The sequence below is a fragment of the Chryseobacterium sp. SG20098 genome, assembly GCF_031844745.1.
GTDB lineage: Bacteria > Bacteroidota > Bacteroidia > Flavobacteriales > Weeksellaceae > Chryseobacterium > Chryseobacterium cucumeris.
In genome coordinates this window covers 4,305,623-4,323,169 of the sequence record NZ_CP134622.1, presented here as the reverse complement: position 1 = coordinate 4,323,169, position 17,547 = coordinate 4,305,623, and the positions used below count along the sequence as shown (strand labels likewise).

Annotated in this window: 14 protein-coding genes; 2 read left to right on the top strand and 12 right to left on the bottom strand. The window is 36.2% G+C overall.

All coding sequences use genetic code 11. From position 1 onward, the window contains the following. The 7 genes from RHP76_RS19900 to RHP76_RS19870 all read right to left on the bottom strand — a co-directional run bounded on the left by RHP76_RS19900 (position 1) and on the right by RHP76_RS19870 (position 11,262). Positions 1-3,087 (bottom strand): RHS repeat domain-containing protein, encoded by a 3,087-nt coding sequence (locus RHP76_RS19900; protein ID WP_311228874.1) that lies wholly within the window; start codon positions 3,085-3,087, stop codon positions 1-3. 9 nt (positions 3,088-3,096) lie between these two features. Further along, entirely contained in the window at positions 3,097-4,326 is a 1,230-nt protein-coding gene (locus tag RHP76_RS19895) for a T9SS type A sorting domain-containing protein (RefSeq protein ID WP_311228873.1), read from the bottom strand. Positions 4,327-4,485: 159 nt separating this feature from the next. Beyond that, positions 4,486-4,728: a hypothetical protein gene (locus RHP76_RS19890; protein ID WP_311228872.1), complete on the bottom strand. Its 243-nt coding sequence runs from the start codon at positions 4,726-4,728 to the stop codon at positions 4,486-4,488. 275 nt (positions 4,729-5,003) lie between these two features. Further along, entirely contained in the window at positions 5,004-6,461 is a 1,458-nt protein-coding gene (locus RHP76_RS19885; protein WP_202843429.1) for a TolC family protein, read from the bottom strand. Continuing rightward, positions 6,433-9,624: an efflux RND transporter permease subunit gene (locus tag RHP76_RS19880; protein ID WP_311228871.1), complete on the bottom strand. Its 3,192-nt coding sequence runs from the start codon at positions 9,622-9,624 to the stop codon at positions 6,433-6,435. Before RHP76_RS19880 ends, RHP76_RS19885 begins: the two co-directional genes overlap by 29 nt. Positions 9,625-9,645: 21 nt before the next feature. After that, positions 9,646-10,728 (bottom strand): efflux RND transporter periplasmic adaptor subunit, encoded by a 1,083-nt coding sequence (locus tag RHP76_RS19875; protein ID WP_047428612.1) that lies wholly within the window; start codon positions 10,726-10,728, stop codon positions 9,646-9,648. Between the two features lie 147 nt (positions 10,729-10,875). After that, positions 10,876-11,262, bottom strand: a complete 387-nt coding sequence (locus RHP76_RS19870) for a hypothetical protein (protein WP_216445319.1) — start codon at positions 11,260-11,262, stop codon at positions 10,876-10,878. A gap of 636 nt (positions 11,263-11,898) precedes the next feature. Here RHP76_RS19870 and RHP76_RS19865 point away from each other — a divergent pair. Together RHP76_RS19865 and RHP76_RS19860 are read left to right on the top strand one after the other, a co-directional pair. Beyond that, the gene (locus tag RHP76_RS19865; RefSeq protein WP_311228870.1) at positions 11,899-12,291 is read left to right on the top strand and encodes a multicopper oxidase domain-containing protein; all 393 of its coding nucleotides are present in this window, start codon (positions 11,899-11,901) and stop codon (positions 12,289-12,291) included. Between the two features lie 38 nt (positions 12,292-12,329). Then, on the top strand, positions 12,330-12,764 hold the full coding sequence (locus RHP76_RS19860; RefSeq protein WP_062675466.1) for an META domain-containing protein: 435 nt from the start codon (positions 12,330-12,332) through the stop codon (positions 12,762-12,764). Positions 12,765-12,833: 69 nt separating this feature from the next. On the opposite strand, the gene RHP76_RS19855 is transcribed toward RHP76_RS19860, so the two are convergent. The 5 genes from RHP76_RS19855 to gldL are packed head-to-tail and all read right to left on the bottom strand — an operon-like array spanning position 12,834 to position 17,514. Further along, on the bottom strand, positions 12,834-13,094 hold the full coding sequence (locus RHP76_RS19855) for an SWEET family sugar transporter (RefSeq protein ID WP_123278893.1): 261 nt from the start codon (positions 13,092-13,094) through the stop codon (positions 12,834-12,836). A gap of 34 nt (positions 13,095-13,128) precedes the next feature. After that, positions 13,129-14,163: an NAD(P)/FAD-dependent oxidoreductase gene (locus RHP76_RS19850; RefSeq protein WP_311228869.1), complete on the bottom strand. Its 1,035-nt coding sequence runs from the start codon at positions 14,161-14,163 to the stop codon at positions 13,129-13,131. A gap of 54 nt (positions 14,164-14,217) precedes the next feature. Beyond that, a complete protein-coding gene (gene gldN / locus RHP76_RS19845) occupies positions 14,218-15,156 on the bottom strand; it encodes a type IX secretion system ring subunit PorN/GldN (protein ID WP_062675469.1) in 939 nt (312 codons plus the stop codon). Between the two features lie 20 nt (positions 15,157-15,176). Beyond that, positions 15,177-16,769: a type IX secretion system motor protein PorM/GldM gene (locus RHP76_RS19840; protein WP_062675470.1), complete on the bottom strand. Its 1,593-nt coding sequence runs from the start codon at positions 16,767-16,769 to the stop codon at positions 15,177-15,179. A 52-nt stretch (positions 16,770-16,821) separates the two neighbouring features. Further along, positions 16,822-17,514 carry a type IX secretion system motor protein PorL/GldL gene (gldL, locus tag RHP76_RS19835; RefSeq protein ID WP_062675471.1) on the bottom strand — a complete coding sequence of 231 codons (693 nt, stop codon included), beginning with the start codon at positions 17,512-17,514 and terminating at the stop codon, positions 16,822-16,824. Between the last annotated feature and the right edge of the window lie 33 nt (positions 17,515-17,547).

The window sequence follows — 17,547 nt, the reverse complement described above, 5'->3', positions numbered from 1 at the left end:
TTAGTTTTTATAGTTGTATTTCATTTCCTTCAACACTTTACCATTCACATCGATCACTTTCTGAAGCCTGTTTGCGGAATCATACACATAGCTTTCTCTGATTCCGGATGGCGGCGTGATGCTTCTTACTCCAATTAATGGGTCATAAGTATAGGTGGTAATCTGATAGTTTGGCAAACTGTTTCTAAAGGTATTTAGTACAGATAAAAATGAAGTTTCATCATTATTAGCTGCAGCAGAAGCATCTGTATTAGAAGCATTAATAATGGAATCAATGAATGACTGCTGGATATCTGATAATTTAGCTCCCTCTATTTTGGCAATAGGCTGGGTTTGGTTATAGCCCCAAATAATTACCGTTGAAATACCATCTTTTGTGGTGTATTGCTGAATATTTCCTTTGTTGTCATATTTATCATAAGTTACTTCGGTTGAAGCAGTTCCCTGAAGTCCAGTAGAAATAACCGATGTCGGAAATAAAGTGGTCGGATCATCATAACGGGTTTCAATCTTAGATATTATTTTTCCAGTAGTGTCATTAACATTCTGTTTTTTAACCGATACGGTTTCTAATGGAATGCTAACCATATTGGCATTAATCAGCTTTTGATTGTTTTTTTCATGGGCATATTTATAAGTTGTTTCTTTTATACTGTTGTCGGGAAAAGTAGTAGTTTCAGAGGTTAGCTGAGCATTTGCCGGATTATCATATTTAAAATCAGTAGTGGTAGTAAGAATATTACCATCTATTGTTTCTTCAACAGTTTCTTTATCTTTAAAATACTGCGCTGAAATTAGTCTTGAAAAGCTAAAATCAAACTGTGCACTCATCGCATTTGCCTGGATTCCGCCCATCCATATTGGGGTAATATTTTGTACATCTGTTTGCAGTCTCCTTATATATATTTTATAAGATGTGTACTGAGATTCGTTTGGCTTAAGCAATGTAGGAAATCCACCTCCAGGACCAGGGTAAATAACATCGGCCAAATCAAAGGCAGTGTCTAAAAACGTATAATGGTTACTTATTTTTTTGTAAGGAGAGGTTTCATTAGCTCTGTAATATGAAACTTTTATTGGAAGATTTCTTTTCCAATCATAAGAAACATTGGTCATATAATAGGATGGAGTATATCCTGTATTTCCGATAATATCTTCATAATAACTATATTCGGTTACAGTTTTACCTAGATTTTGGTTTAACACATTAAGGTTTTCTTCTGTAATCTTTGAATAATAAACAGGATAACCATTAAATCCCAACAAATCATTAATGGAAGTTGAAGAATAAACATTAAAATTATATAAAAATAGATTAGGAAGAAATGGTGCCTGTACGGTATAAGAGTTTACAATCTCATAATTTGCATATTGAGGTTCTGTATACAGGTATCCATGATCATACGTTATCCTTTTTTTTATGATCCCGGTATTATCGTTTTTAATGATGGAAGCAATCCTTAATCCTCCCACATTTGCACTATTTACATTATTTAATTCATATTCATAAGATTCTTTTCCTCCGGTTGGATATATTACATCTTTTAAAACAGTAATTTTTGTTTTGTCCAAATCAGGGTATTTATAAGTATCGCTTATTTCTTCAAGTATTTGGCTTGATGCCATTGAATGGGTATAATGAGCTTGTTTTCCATTATAAAAACCCCAGTGATCTTTACTATCACCAATCGATTTATCTGGTAGTATATCATTATCTGCATTAAAATAATTAAACTGATACTTAGCATCATTATTTTCAAAAGAGTCAAGCTTTAATCTATAATATTTCGAGGTTTCCTGTATAGTACTTTGTGCAGAACTGTTCTGTCCAAAATAGGACTGGTGAAAATTAATAGTATTTACAGTATTACCTGCATCATCTAAGATTTGAATCTTAACAAGAGCTTTTGGTGAAAAATTTGTTTCATAAAAAAGATCTTTACGAGGTACATCTGAATATATAAATCGAGCAACAACTTTGTTATTTACAGAGATACTTTCTATTTTTTTTGTTTTAATTCTTTGATAGGTCATCTCTTTATTGTCAAAATATGCATCTGTTATTGGTTTAGAAGAGACATTTCCAAAACTGGGAAGTGAATTCACATTTTTTCTAAACTTCCATACTGTGGGACCATACTTTGTATATTCCACATCGGAATAGGTAAAATTAATAACGTCATTTGTTTTTGTAACTATTTTGCTTAATAAAAATGAATATGAATAATTCCAATTTTGCAACCCTGCTGGTGCATAATTATTAGCACTAAAATATTTAGTCATATTAGTTTTTGAAACATCAATCACATCTGCTTTATCATTAAAATAGAAAACATTTCCTTCGGTGTCTGTTATAGTATTTTCTGTAATCTTTTCTTTTGTAAATGGAATACTTTTAATTTGAAACTGGTCTCCGTAAAAAAATTTACCACTTCCTTTCGGATATCTATAATAGAAAATATCGGCCTCACTTTCTGCATCTTGAACTATTGTATTGGCATTCATAAACGGCCAGCCACCTTGTGGTGTTTGAGGAAGAGGGATACCCATTCCCATATAATTATAGTAATTACCATCAAACTGATAAGTAATCCTAGGGCTTCCAAAAATCCCGAACATATATTTATAATCTAAATTACAAGCTTCAAATGCATCTAGAAAGTCATAAGTAATATCCGGGCACTCCGGAAATAAAATCTTAGGATCTGACTGCCTCCATGCCCTAAAACCCGATTGATTGTCAACTTGTCCCCTAACTTGTCTGTATATGCGACCTCCTACGTCTAAATCCCAGCCCAAACCAATATTAGAACTTTCTTCATTAACCTGAAAACCAGGATTTTTATAAAATAGATTAATAGGTACATCCAAGCTTTTGGTTTTAATTGTATATAAGGGAATTTTTAAATCAAGACTACCACTTGTCTGGCCAACAGGGAAATCTACATGGGATATTAATTTAGCAACTTCAGGAGTAGGTTTAAAAAGATTCATATATTTATATGCAATGCCGTCCTGTGCCTTTAAAATATTGAAATTCCCTAAAAATGCTGCTAATAGAAAAGCACTTAAGTTTATTTTTTTCATAATCTGTGTTTATTTCTTAATCAATTTAGCATTCGCCATTTTGTTATTATCCGTTTTTATCGTCACCAGATAAGCTCCCTGAACCAAAGCCTGAGTATTAATCTTAGTCACTTTATTCTTAGTTTTAACACTCTGAAGCTGTCTTCCGCTCATATCATACAACAGAATATCTGCATCCTTAAAATCGAAGCCGATTTCTACGTAAGCATAATCAGAAACTGGATTTGGATAGATCTTGATATCGTATTTTTCAATCAGCTGATCAACCTGCTTGTCTCCCAGCTTTACGATCTTCCAGTTTTCTTTGCCCAACTCTTCTGCACTCGTTCCAGCTAAAACAATAGACCCATCTCTATTCAGCTTTAAATCGGAAAGTCTTTCTTCCTTCTTTCTGGATTCTCCTTTTACATGCTTTCTCCACTGCTCGTTTCCATTTGGATCAATATAAAGCATCCAGAAAGTTTCGTCATCCGTTTCTATTCTTCCTTCAGCCTGTGTATAGCCACCTAGCAAAATTCCTTTCGAAGATTTGTCATCTGCTGAATGAAGAACGCTCATACTCATCAGAATATCACGATTTTTGAAATTGTAAGATTTTTGCCATTGCTCTTCGCCTCTTTCATTCAAGGAAATCAGCCATAAGTCTGTTCCTTCTTCCAATCCAACGGTTTTATTTCCTGATCTTTCTGATCTGGGTTCCCCACCAATGATAAAGCCAGTTGAAGTCAATGCCAGCGTTCTCAAATGATCATCACCTTTCCCTCCGAAGTTCTTTTCCCATTCCACTTTTCCGTTTTTATCGAGTTTTACTATCCAATAGTCGCCTTCACCGAAATTATCTGTTGATTTTGCGATTCGGGATATGGGATTGGGGTTTTGAACGTTTGACATAGAACCCGCACCTCGCGTCCCGGAATCTTTTTCAGAACCCGAAACACGCACCTCGGAACTCCTTGAATAAATCCCAAGTAGCGCTCCTCCATCTCTGGTTGGAATCATCTTTTCTACTTCATCCAAACCTTTTCCGCCTAAAATTAACTGTGTAAGTTCTTTTCCGTCTTTGTCAACCCTGGTAATCCATACGTCTTTTGAACCGTATCCTTTTGATGAGTTTTGTACATTACCCGCAACAAAAAATCCCAAATCGGTAGTCTGGATAACAGCTCTGGCTTCTTCATCAGAAGAACTTCCTAAGGTTTTCTGCCACAATTCATCCCCAAATTCATTAATTCTGATCAACCAGATATCTGAACCTCCTTTGGAATCCTCTTTCTTATCCAGACCTTTTCCTGAATAAGAAGTTCCGGCTAGTAAAAAGCCTCCATCCTGCGTGGTAACAGTAGCAGAAAGGTAATCATGGCTTTGTCCTGAGAAATATTTTTTCCAAACTTCTTCGCCCTACTGGTTCAGTTTGATAAGGTGAAAATCGTAACCGTTGTTCTGCTTACTTCCAGCCTCCAGCTTCCCGCTTCCTGTCTGTATAGAGCTTCCTGTGATCAGATATTGTTGATCGATGGTGGTTGTTACCTGGCTTAGAAAATCCTGAGTAGAAGATTGGATGTCTTTTTGCCACATCACTTCCTGGGCAGATACGCCCAGGATTATGCATAAAGTGAATGCACTGAGATAAAGTTTTCTCATCCTTGTATTTTTGTTTTTTAGTTATTAATCAGTTCATTAAAACTGTACGAATGTAATACTTTTTAACACATGAAAATCAACATATTGCAGATTTCCGTAAATAGTACTATTAATAATCAAATTTCCTTTATATTGTATTACAATTAGTATTATTATGATGCAAAAATACCTACCCATAGCGTCAAAACATGTTGCTTAAAAATAAAAAAGGGCCAACTCAAAAGAATTGACCCTTCCAAAAAACATTAACTGTTTATTGATAGAATTATGATGTTTTATTTCCAGCCTCCACCTAAACTTTTATAGATGTCAACTACTGTGCTGAGCTGTTTCTGTTTTGCCTCAATAAGTTCCATTTTAGCATCCAAAGCATCTCTTTGGTTCAAAAGAACCTCAAGATAATCTGCTCTTGAATTTCGGAATAACTGATTGGCAATATCAATAGACTGATCCAGGGCTTTCGTTTCCTGAGATTTCAGTTGATAATACTGATCTATATTTTTAACCTTTGACATCAGATTGGCAACGTCCAGATAAGCATTCAAAATCGTTTTGTCATATTCGTACAATGCCTGAACCTGTTTTGCATCTGCTGTCTGAAAATTCGCTTTTATGGCACTTTTGTTAATTAATGGTCCTGCTAATTCACCCACAAGATTGTAAGCTATTGATTCCGGCATTTTAACAAGGTATGAAGGTTTGAAAGCCTCCAGGCCTAATGTTGCCGAGATTTCCAGGGAAGGATAAAACTCTTTTCTTGCCGCTTCCACATCCAGTTTTGAAGCTTTTAATTCCAGCTCGGCCTGTTTGATATCAGGACGGTTGGCTAATAACTGAGATGGTATTCCGGTATAAACCGTCGGAGGAATGGTAGACATAAAGTTTTCCTTCGTTCTCACAATCGGCTGTGGATATCTTCCCAGCAAAGCATTGATTTCATTTTCTTTCTCAGTAATCTGCTGGCGGATGGTATATTCTGCCGCTTTGGATTTTGCCAGTTCTGCTTCAAATTTCTTCACCGCCAATTCTGTTGCAGCAGCGGCTTCTTTCTGAATTTTAGAAATTTCCAGTGCTTTTTGCTGAAGCTTGATATACTGCTGTATAATATCCAATTGATTATCCAGCGCCAGCAATTCATAATAATTATCGGCAACTTCTTCAATAAGATTAGATAAAACAAAGTTTTTCCCTTCTACTGTAGAAAGATAATGGGCTACGGCAGATTCTTTTTCCGTTCTGAGCTTTTTCCAGATGTCAATCTCCCAGCTGGCATTTAATCCTGCTTCAAAATTTCCAAGCGGATCTGGCATTTCCTTTCCCGGTTCAATTTCTGTGGTAGCATCACCTGCTCCTTCGCTGGTATAGCGTCCGGATTTTTTCAGTCCTGCTCCTACTCCTGCAGACACCGTTGGGGTTAATCTTCCTTTTTTAGCTAAAACACCACTTTTAGCAATCTCAATCTCCTGAAGAGTAATCAGCAGCTCCTGATTATTTTTTAAAGCCGTTTCAATAAGAGTTACCAGGTTTGGATCCGTAAAGAACTGTCTCCAGGGTGTGGTTCCGCTGTTATTGTTGGCATCCTGCTGCTCTTCCTGATTAAAGTTCTGAGGAATATTTTCTTTTACCTCATCTTTTATAACAGTCGCCATCGGCGCCTTACAACTTGCAAGTACAAGTGATAAGGTAATGGCTGTGATTATATTTTTAGTCTTCGAATTTTCCATCATGTTCATAAGGTTCAGTTTGTTCTGTTAAAGGATTCTCTTCTTCATATCTTGCCAATCGTGACTTATCAGCAATGGTTCCGAAGATATAATACAATCCGGGGATAATCATCAATCCGAAAATAGTTCCGATTAGCATTCCTCCTGCTGCTGCTGTACCAATGGTTCTGTTACCAATTGCTCCCGGCCCCGTTGCAATCACCAATGGAATTAATCCGGCAATGAAGGCAAATGAGGTCATCAAAATCGGACGGAAACGGATAGCCGCTCCTTCAATAGCCGCTTTGGCTACGGGGATTCCTTCTTCTGCCTTTTTCTGAACGGCAAATTCTACAATCAACACGGCATTTTTACCCAGAAGTCCGATAAGCATGACCATGGCCACCTGTGCATAGATATTGTTTTCCAATCCTAATAATTTTAAGCATAAAAATGCTCCGAAAATACCTACCGGAAGGGATAAAATAACCGGTAACGGGAGGATGAAACTTTCATACTGTGCAGAAAGAATCAGGTAAACAAATCCTAAACATACCAGGAAGATAAATACGGCTTCATTACCACGGCTTACTTCATCTTTGGAAATACCCGCCCAGTCTATACCAAAACCTCTTGGAAGTGTTTTATCCGCAACTTCCTGAATGGCTTTGATCGCCTGTCCACTACTATATCCAGGTGCCGGAGTTCCGCTCACCTCTGCAGAGTTATACATATTATGTCTGGTAATCTCTGATAATCCGTATACTTTTTCCAATCTCATAAAGTCTGAGTAGGGAACCATCTGATCTTTATCATTTTTAACATACAGTTTCAGCAGGTCAGTTGGTAAGGCACGGTATTGAGGTCCCGCCTGAACAATTACCTTATAGGGTCTGTCAAAACGGATGAAACTCGTTTCATAGTTGGAACCAATCAATGTAGATAGGTTATCCATTGCTTTTTCAATGGTCACTCCTTTTTGTTCTGCAAGATCATTATCAATCTTAAGCATATATTGCGGGAAACTCGCAGAATAGAAAGTAAATGCTGATCCAAGTTCCGGACGTTTCTTAAGCTCCTTCACAAAGTCATTACTTACCTGCTCCATTTTATGATAATCTCCACTTCCCGCTTTATCCAGTAAACGAAGTTCGAAACCTCCTGCTGCTCCATATCCCGGAACGGATGGTGGCTGGAAGAATTCAATATTGGCACCTGGAATATTTTTCGCTTTTTCCTCAAGTTTTTCAATGATTTCAGCGGCGGATTCTTTACGTTCTTCCCAACTTTTAAGGTTGATCAGACAGGTTCCTGAGTTTGACCCGGTACCTTCCGTTAAAATCTCATAACCCGCGAGAGAAGAAACGGATTGTACTCCATCAATGTCTTCAGATTCTCTTAAAAGTTCTCTGGCAATCTGGTTTGTTCTTTCCAATGTAGATCCCGGAGGTGTCTGAATAATGGCATAGATCATCCCCTGATCTTCAGCCGGGATAAATCCTGATGGTAAAGAGTTACTCAGGAAGAATGTACAGGCACAGAATGCTAATAGTAACGGCAATGTTATTGTCTTTTTTGTCACTGTTTTATTCAGTAGCTTCTCATATCTGCCAGCTCCTTTCGTGAACAGGTTGTTGAATTTATCAAGGAAAATAGTAATGGGAGTTTTCTTCTTCGCTTTTCCATGATTATTTCTTAAGATCAGAGCACATAATGCTGGTGTCAGCGTAAGTGCCACTACCCCTGATAAAATAATGGATGAGGCCATTGTAATAGAGAACTGACGGTAGAATACCCCAACCGGTCCGGACATAAATGCAATCGGAATGAACACCGATGCCATTACCAGTGTAATTGCGATAATTGCCCCACTGATCTCATGCATTGCTTCCTCGGTAGCCTTCAATGGAGAAAGATGTTTCTCTTCCATCTTGGCGTGAACGGCTTCAATAACTACAATCGCGTCATCTACCACAACCCCGATCGCCATTACTAAGGCAAAGAGGGAAATCATATTCAGGGTAATTCCAAAGGCTGACATCACTGCAAATGTTCCTACCAATGAAACCGGAACGGCTAATGCCGGAATCAAGGTTGAACGCCAATCTCCAAGGAATAAGAATACCACGATAGCAACCAAAACGAAAGCTTCAAATAAAGTGTGAATTACTTTTTCCATGGATGCGTCCAGGAATCTTGAAACGTCATAACTGATGTCATAATGCATTCCCTTAGGGAAATTATTTTTTTCAAGATCTTTCATCAATGCTTTCACATTTTTGATAACGTCACTTGCATTGGATCCATAGGATTGTTTTACGGTGATCGCAGCTGAAGGTTTTCCGTTCAATGTGGAATAAATATCATACATGGAACTTCCAAACTCAATATCGGCAACATCTTTCAGTCTTACAGATTCTCCGTTCGGTTTTGCTTTTAAAATAATGTTTCCGTAATCTTTTTCATTATTGAAACGACCAGGATATTTTAATACGTACTCGAAAGACTGAGAGCGTTTTCCTGAACTTTCACCTGTTTTCCCAGGGGAAGCTTCCAAACTCTGCTCATTCAGAGATTCCATTACTTCATCTGCTGAAATATTATAAGCTGTTAACCTGTCCGGCTTAAGCCAGATACGCATTGCATATTCACGGGTTCCCAGGATATCGGCAAAACCTACACCACTTACCCTTCTCAATTCAGACATTACATTGATATCTGCATAATTGAAAAGGAATTTCTGATCAGCTTTAGGATCATCACTGTACAGGTTAATATACATCAACATGTTGGGTTCTTCACGTGTGATCTTTACCCCTTCACGCACTACCAAAGGCGGAAGCTTATTAACTACTGAAGATACACGGTTCTGAACGTTTACTGCAGCTACATTGGGATCCGTTCCCAGATCAAATACAATCTGAATGGAAGCTTCCCCGTCATTTCCGGCATCCGAAGTCATATATTTCATACCGGGAACTCCATTTAATCCTCTTTCTAAGGGGATTACTACGGATTTAATCAACAATTCGTTGTTAGCTCCGGGATATTCTGCGGTGATATTCACTTTAGGTGGAGAGATGGATGGGAACTGTGTCACCGGAAGTTTTACCAATGACAGTATTCCCATAAATACAATAATCAATGAGATTACTATAGACAGAACTGGTCTGCGAATGAATTTCTTAAACATACTGCTTCATTTTAAAGACCACTACTCTGCTTTTAATTTCAATGATTGAAGAACTTTCTTAGGATCCTGGAATTTTGTTTTCACCTTTTGATCATCCTTTACTTTCTGAACTCCTTCCAGAAGAATCTGATCTCCTTTTGAAATTCCTGATCCTACCACATACAAATCCTGAAGTTCATAGGCAACTTTAATATTTCTGGATTTTGCTACTCCATTTTTATCAATGACAAATACATATTTCTGATCCTGAATTTCATAGGTTGCTTTCTGTGGAATGATCAATGCATTGTGAACAGGCATTGACATCTGCACTTTTCCGGTTTCTCCGTTTCTCAGAAGTTTGTCCGGATTAGGGAATTTCGCACGGAAAGCAATATTTCCTGTTTCGTTATCGAATTCTCCTTCAATCGTCTGAATTTCTCCTTTTTGTGTATACATTTCTCCATTGGCTGTAATCAAAGAAACCTGATTGCTTCCTCTGTCTGCAGCATGAGTCTGATAGCTCAGATATTCAGGTTCTGAAACGTTGAAATAGGTGTAGATACTTGTGTTATCTGATAACGATGTCAACAAATCGCCTTCATCTACAAGGCTTCCCAATTTCAGTGGAATTCTGTTAATAATCCCTGAAAACGGAGCTTTGATATCAGTAAAAGACAAATGGATCTGAGCCAGTTTCATTTCTGCATTGGCAGCGTCCAATTTAGCTTTTGCCATCGCTCTTTCATTTTTAGAAACGATGTTGTTTCCTGCCAGTGTACTTGCGTTTTTAAGCTCAATAGAAGCTTGCTCTACTTCTGCTTTTGCTTTTAATAATTCTGCCTGATACAATTTAGGCATAATACGGAACAATGTTTGTCCTGCCTGTACGTACTGTCCTTCATCTACAAAGATTTTTTCCAGGAAACCTTTTTCCTGAGCTCTCACTTCAATGTTTTTTACAGATTGAATCTGGGCTACGTATTCTTTGTTGATTACGGTATCCATGACCACAGGGGACGTCACCGGATAAACGGTAACTTCTTCTTTTTCTTCTTTTTTCTTATTGCAGCCAACCGCCAACAAAAGGGCACTCAGTGCAATTCCCGAAGCAACTCTTTTTATCATAATTCTAGAGTTTATATAATCGTTAATGTTTTGATAGAAATAAAAAACGGTAATAAAAGGGGTACGGTGTGATGATTACCGGCATACACAACGCAAGGTATTTCCGCCCGTCATCAGGCAGAAAATAAACGGAACGGAGAAATTTTAGATTCTAATGGAGCGGATAAGAATAAATCTTTTGTTGGCTAAACCAAGAACAAAGCCATGAATATCCGGTTTTGATAGTTTATAGCTTTTTAGTCCAAAAATATAGACAAGACTGAAAACTCCTGCAAAAACAACAATAGCCTGCCATACATCAGACAGTTCGAAATCATTTTCGGTAAGTTCTATAGTGGAATTGTCTACATTATCTGCCATCTGCTGAACGGAGAGTTTTTCAAAAGTCTGATTCAGTCGGTTGGCTCTTTTGGGCATATGATGAGAAACATGACCGTTATAGTCGTTTCGGAGCGTTTTAACATCAAGTCTGCTTTCTACTACAAAGAGTAGAAAAAGACCGGTTAAAAAATATACTACGAAGTTTCTCATTTTGAAGTTGCAAATGTACACCCAGATTATGATATTATCATCATGGATTAACAAAATTTAACTCTTCTTTAAAATAACTGAATATAAAAAAATGATAAATATTAAATATTTCGTTTATTCAAGCGTAATTCGAGCAATCCTGACATCTCATCTGTGCAAGTTTCAATTCTCAAATATCAAGCCATTTTTTTGCATTTAAGGAAATTTTAATTTTAAAGTTGTTGCATTTTTGAACATTTTAGGTGGCATAGTACTCTACTTTGAAAATTTCATTAGTCAAACCTAAACTTTATCATGAATGAGAATTATTAACATTAACTTATTGTTACTCTTTTCTTTTTGAATTATTTTTGCCGAAAATTAACACAACAAATGAAAAATGAAAAAAATCAACATTATACTACTGAAAACAAATTCGTTAAAAAGCCTGAATTAACAACGGTTACCCTTACTTTCGACAATAATTATTAGTTTCCGTTTTGTGAATTTTGTTTCCAAAAACAGTGAGTTAAATCATGTAAAACTTTAACTTTCTGTTAGTTTATGAAAAATTAACATATATTTATTAAAAATATTTGTAAATTTATATAGCATTAACATCATAATTCATGAAACACTTTAAAATCACTTATCACTATGAAAAAATTATTATTACCAGTCCTTTTCGGATTGACCATTATTTCCCTAACAGCGTGTAAACATCCCGGAAAAGAAGCTGAAATCATTACTGCTGTTACTCCAGAAAATACAGATGACATTTCAAAAAATGTGTATGTTGACAGCTATGGAGAAAAAATAGAAGTTACCATCAATAACACCAAAAATACAGCAACAATACATTTAAACGGCAAAACTTTTGACCTTAAAAAAAGTGATGTTTTACCTGAATATACTGCCTCCAATGAAGAATATCAATATTCTGATATTAAAGGGAATATCACTTTCCTGAAAAAGAATGTTGATATGGTCCTGTTTCATCTTAAACAGGCAAAAAAAGAGTCTGGTCCTGCAAAAATGGCATCGTATTAGCATAGGGATTAGCAATTCAAATTAAAAAAATAAACATTATGAAAAGTTTATATTATTATGTATCGGCACTTGTTATCGCAACATTTTTAGTTGTTTCATGTAAAACACAAAATGCTCAAAAAGCAACTACTGATATTACAGGAAAAACATGGAAACTTACAGAACTTAACGGGAAGCCGATTGAACTGAAAAATCCTAAAAACAATCCTTATTTTAAACTTGAAATGGATGGTATGAGATATCAGGGACATGCCGGATGTAATGGTTTGGGAGGAACTTTTGAGATCAAACCTGAGATAATGAGAATTAAGTTCAATCAGGGAATGTCTACGATGATGGCTTGTGAGGATCTTGATATTGAAAATCAATTTACCAAAGCAATTCTTGCAGCAGACAATTACTCTGTAAATGGAAATACGCTTACTTTAAACAAAGCAAGGATGGCTCCTTTAGCTAAATTTGTTCTTCAGTAATTGAATCTCACTTAAATAAAAATAAAATACGCCTCATCATGATGAGGCGTATTTTTTATATTGACATTTCTATTTTTTGTTGTTGTACCTTATGTAGCAGATCAAAAGGCTGATATTCACCAGAACCGCAAATGCATTTGATATAATAATAGGGAGTTCGTCTTTTTCAAAGCCATACCATACCCATAAAGAGAGTCCTGAAATCAGAACCAGGAGCATGAGTAAAGAAATGTCTTCTACATTCTTTTCTCTGATTACCTTTATAAGTTGTGGAATCATTGAAACGGAAGTAAGAACTCCGGCCACTAAACCTAATATATTTTCATTCATAAATTTTCACTTTGAATACCAACTCTAAGATACACTATTGAAATCTCTTCCACGAAACTTCTTCATGCAATGGAATATCTTCTTCCATAAAACGGAACAGATCTCTTGAAAAATAGCACCCATTAAGAATCCCACGGGCTCCAAGTCCATTAAAAACATAAAGATTACTGAAGGTATCATGTCTTCCGATGATTGGTCTTCTGTCTTTCACGGTCGGGCGGAATCCAAAATGCACTTCTTCTACTTCAAAATCATAGGGATAAAATTCTGAAAGTCCTTTTACCAGTTGGGCAACTGCTGATTCGTCAATATGATGATGAAGCTGCTCTCTGTCATAAGTTCCTCCATAAAAATATAATTCGTTTCCGGTTGGAAATAAGAAGTGTTTCTTTTTAATGGTTATATTTTCCGGAATCGGTTGAGAAAGTTTCACTTTTATGTGGTGACCTTTGTTCGGGTTTACTGTAATCTCTGAAAAATACGGATTATCCTTCACCCCCATCCCTTCACAGAAGATCATATTTTTGAAAGTAAAATCTTTATATACCGATTCAAATGGATTCAAATTTGAATAATCGAATTTTTCTTTGACCAGATGATCATTTTTTTCAAAATAATTAAATAAACCACTGAAAAATCCATTAACGTTGAGTCTTGCAGACTGATTCACCTTTCCGGTAAGAAAGTCGTTTTTTACTACATTTAAACGATCAAAATTTTGATCAAGAAAATTTGATAATTCTTCATTTGCTGATTTTTTCAGCCATAAATTCTGTTCATTTTCATCATGAAAAATTCTGTGAATAGGAGCATTGATCAGATAGTTTTCCCCTGTATATGATTCTATTTCTTTAAGACTGTCTTTAAGAAAATCTATTTGCTCCTGTGCTTTCCAGAATGTGGTAAACTTCTTTAGAACAACAGGATTGATAATTCCTGCTGAAACCTGAGAAGCGCTTTTTCTTCCTTCCGTAAAGATCACAAAAGACTTGTTATTTTTGATCAGCTGATGAGCTAAGAAAAGCCCTGCATATCCGTCTCCTACAATAATATAATCTACATTTCTCATAATAAAAAAACCTGAGTAAAAATACTCAGGTTTTCTATAAATATCAAGTGAAATCTAGTAATTCCACATATCATTTTCCATTTCAAGAATCTGCGCTTTGATTCTATCGCTTTCTTCCAGTTGTTCATCGGCATTTTTAGGAATATAATCCTTAATAGTACCGTCTCCTAAACCAGCCGAAGATTTATAAATGATAGAAGAGAATCTTCTTGCATTGATAACATCATCGAAAGATAAGTCAGCAGATGAATTTTTTCTATTGAAAACAAAATTGTTTGCTAAGATATCACGAGCACTTGGGTAGTAGATCCAGAAAAGATCAATAAGCTCATCATTACTTGCAATAGGCTTACCATCCGGACCAATAACTCCCTGCACTGCAGGATCTGGTCCCATTGCAGCAATACCAAGAGGTCTGTATTTCATTTGTCCATCTCTCTTATCAATAAACCACATACCCATGATTTTAAGAACTTTTACTTTATCAGTAGTCGTCTTAAATACATCAGTATACTGTTTCTTTTCTGCTTCTGTAAGCTGTCTTCCAGAGTTTAAGATATCAATAGCAGCATCATTGATGATTACTTTTTCCAATCTCTTCTGAATTCCTTCCGGAGAAAGTTTTACAGTAAAGTTTTCATCGTCATATACCTGCTCAATCTTACCGCTCAAGGCAGCATCCAATAATAGTTGGTATAGAGATCTTGTAGGGGTAGCAAGAAGACCATCCGGATTATCGTAGTAGAATGGTTGGTTGATCTTATCATTCATATCAATGATCTCCCACACAAACATACTCTTAAGGATATCTTTGTCTTCAACAAAACCATATTCAAGAGGTTTTACTGTTTTATCTACAATAGTATCACCAACTTTCTGTTTGTTTTCTGCTCTCATCTGTCTGAACTCTTCCGGAGAAGATGCGTTCAGAATAGTCTGGGAAAAAGCAAATCCCGAAACTAATACTAAAAGGGTGCTAATATATTTTTTCATAATAAATTACAATTTTAGTCCTATTGAACATTAATGATTATAGGAGTAATGTTTTTAATAATCTGACCGTCAAGACCTTGAGCTGTTGCTTTAATATCAAAGATAGAAACCACATCTCCTGTTCTCAGATTCTTCACTAAACCTGCTGCTTCATCCAGAGAGTTACCATGAACAAGAAGCGCTGCTCTACCCGGTACTCTCACCATAAACTGAGTTACTGTAAATGAAACAGGGAAATCAAAGTCAGGAATTGCTGCCTGAACAGACTGGTTAGGAATAGAAGTTGCCGGCATAGACAATACATTCTGTCCTCTCATTTCTCCTCTTGGAGGCGGAACGTTCTTAATTCTGTATTCAAATACCTGAGATACTGATTTTCCATAAGGATCAATTCCTGATAATGTTAATTTAACAACATTACCTGAAGTTGGTTTCACACTCCATTTACCTGGACCTGTACTTCTTACAGATGCACCCGGAGCAGATAATGAAAGTTTAGAATTGTCAGCACCTAAGATTGATCCTGAAACAGGGTTCTCAAGCCCTCTGTACATTACATTCATTTTGTCTGCAGCAAGTAATAAACCTTTTTCAAGTTTTACTTCTCTTGGTCCTGCAATTACATTATAAGTATGAGTCCAAGGGAAAGATTGTGGTTTACCAGAAGCATCCGTTAACGTAATAGTACCTCCCAATTTATGTTCACCAATTCCAGAACCTGAAATTGCGATAGAACCTTTACCATTTTCTACTTTACTTACTCCAGAAATACTGATCTTATTGCTGTTAGAATAAGTACCTAGCATTACTTTTACTTCAGCCTGTTTTCCTGCCTGAATATCAATTGGACCTGAAACGATAGGCTCGTAGCTTGAGAACTTAATACTCGCATCTACTTTTTCCTGAAGTAATAATGCCAATGCATCAGACTGAACGTTTCTGGCATCATTTTGGATAATCTCCAGGTTAGATATTGCAGCAATTAGCGGCTGATGATAAAATTTATTCTGGAACCAAGTCTTTTCATTTGGAGACGTTCCTTTCGGATACTCTGCAATAAGAGACTTGTTAGCTCTTGCGACTAAATCCTGCAACTGAGCATTGTTTCCGAAGGTAGCATTGATGTAGTTTCTTACGTCATCAATTTTAGCTTTCAGGTCTAATGCATTCTTAGATGGAGTATTTTCATCTCCTTCTTTGAAGAAATATTCAGTAGTTGCTTCATTATTGTTCAATGCAGCGAAGTTTTCACTTACATCAATATCTTTTCCTGTTTGAGGATCTTTGTCGTGAAACTCAGATTGCTTTTTCAACAAATCTTTAATATCCTGAGCAGATTTCACCAATGCATCAATTTTGGTTTTCAATACTTTGTACTGAGCCCAAGGCTGTGCATAGGTATCCGGAACTTGCTGGGCTTTAGCTTCCAACGTTCTTTCGAAAATCTTCTCGTTCTTTTTTTCTGTTAAAGTTCTGGTTTCATTCAATGCTCTGGTAGAGTCATAGTATGATCTGATGATTTCTGCATCAATATTTAGGGCCATCATCGCGATGAACACCAAATACATTAGGTTGATCATCTTCTGACGAGGGGTCTGTTTTCCTTGTGCCATTCTCTTTTCTTTGTTTTTTGATTAAGTAGTTAAATTTAGAAATGGTTAGGAATTAAGACTTCATAGCAGTTAGCATACCACCATAAACTCTATTTAAGTTATTAAGATTAGATGTTAAACCTTGTAGCTCTTGGTTGAATTTCTCAGATTGCTCTGCAGATTTCTGCATATCTGCAACATACTTGTTAGCAAATTCAGATTGTCTCTTACCGCTTTCAAGCTGCATTGCATAAAGAGCATTCATGCTTTCCATGTGCTGAGCTGCTTTATTTAATTGGTCGTTATATTTATGAGTAGAAGCAGATACGTCTACAGTTTGATTGATCTGATCAACAGAGTTTGAGAATTTATCAATTCCTGTTCTTAATCTTTCAAATAATTGAACGTCTAATCTGGCATCTTCAAGCATTTTATCCAATTTGTTAGAAAGAGAATTTTCTAATTCAGCAAATTGAGCTCCTGTATTTTTAGTTGTTACATTAGAGTGTAAAGGATTTGGATTAGCATGTTTATCTAATAACTCAGGATAAACATTCTCCCAAGCATAAGACTCTTCAGTTTTTGGAGGGTCAAATGCAAAGATGATAAAGATAATCGCCTCAGTGATAAGTCCAACGGTAAGAGCAATGTTACCGTTAATAGGTCCCAAGGTAATGTGAGTAATTTTAAGCCAAGCTCCAAGAATTACAATTGCAGCACCGAATGAATAAAAGAAATTCATCCAAGCATCTTTAGTCTTAAACATATTGAGTTAGTTTTTTTAATGTTAAATAAAATT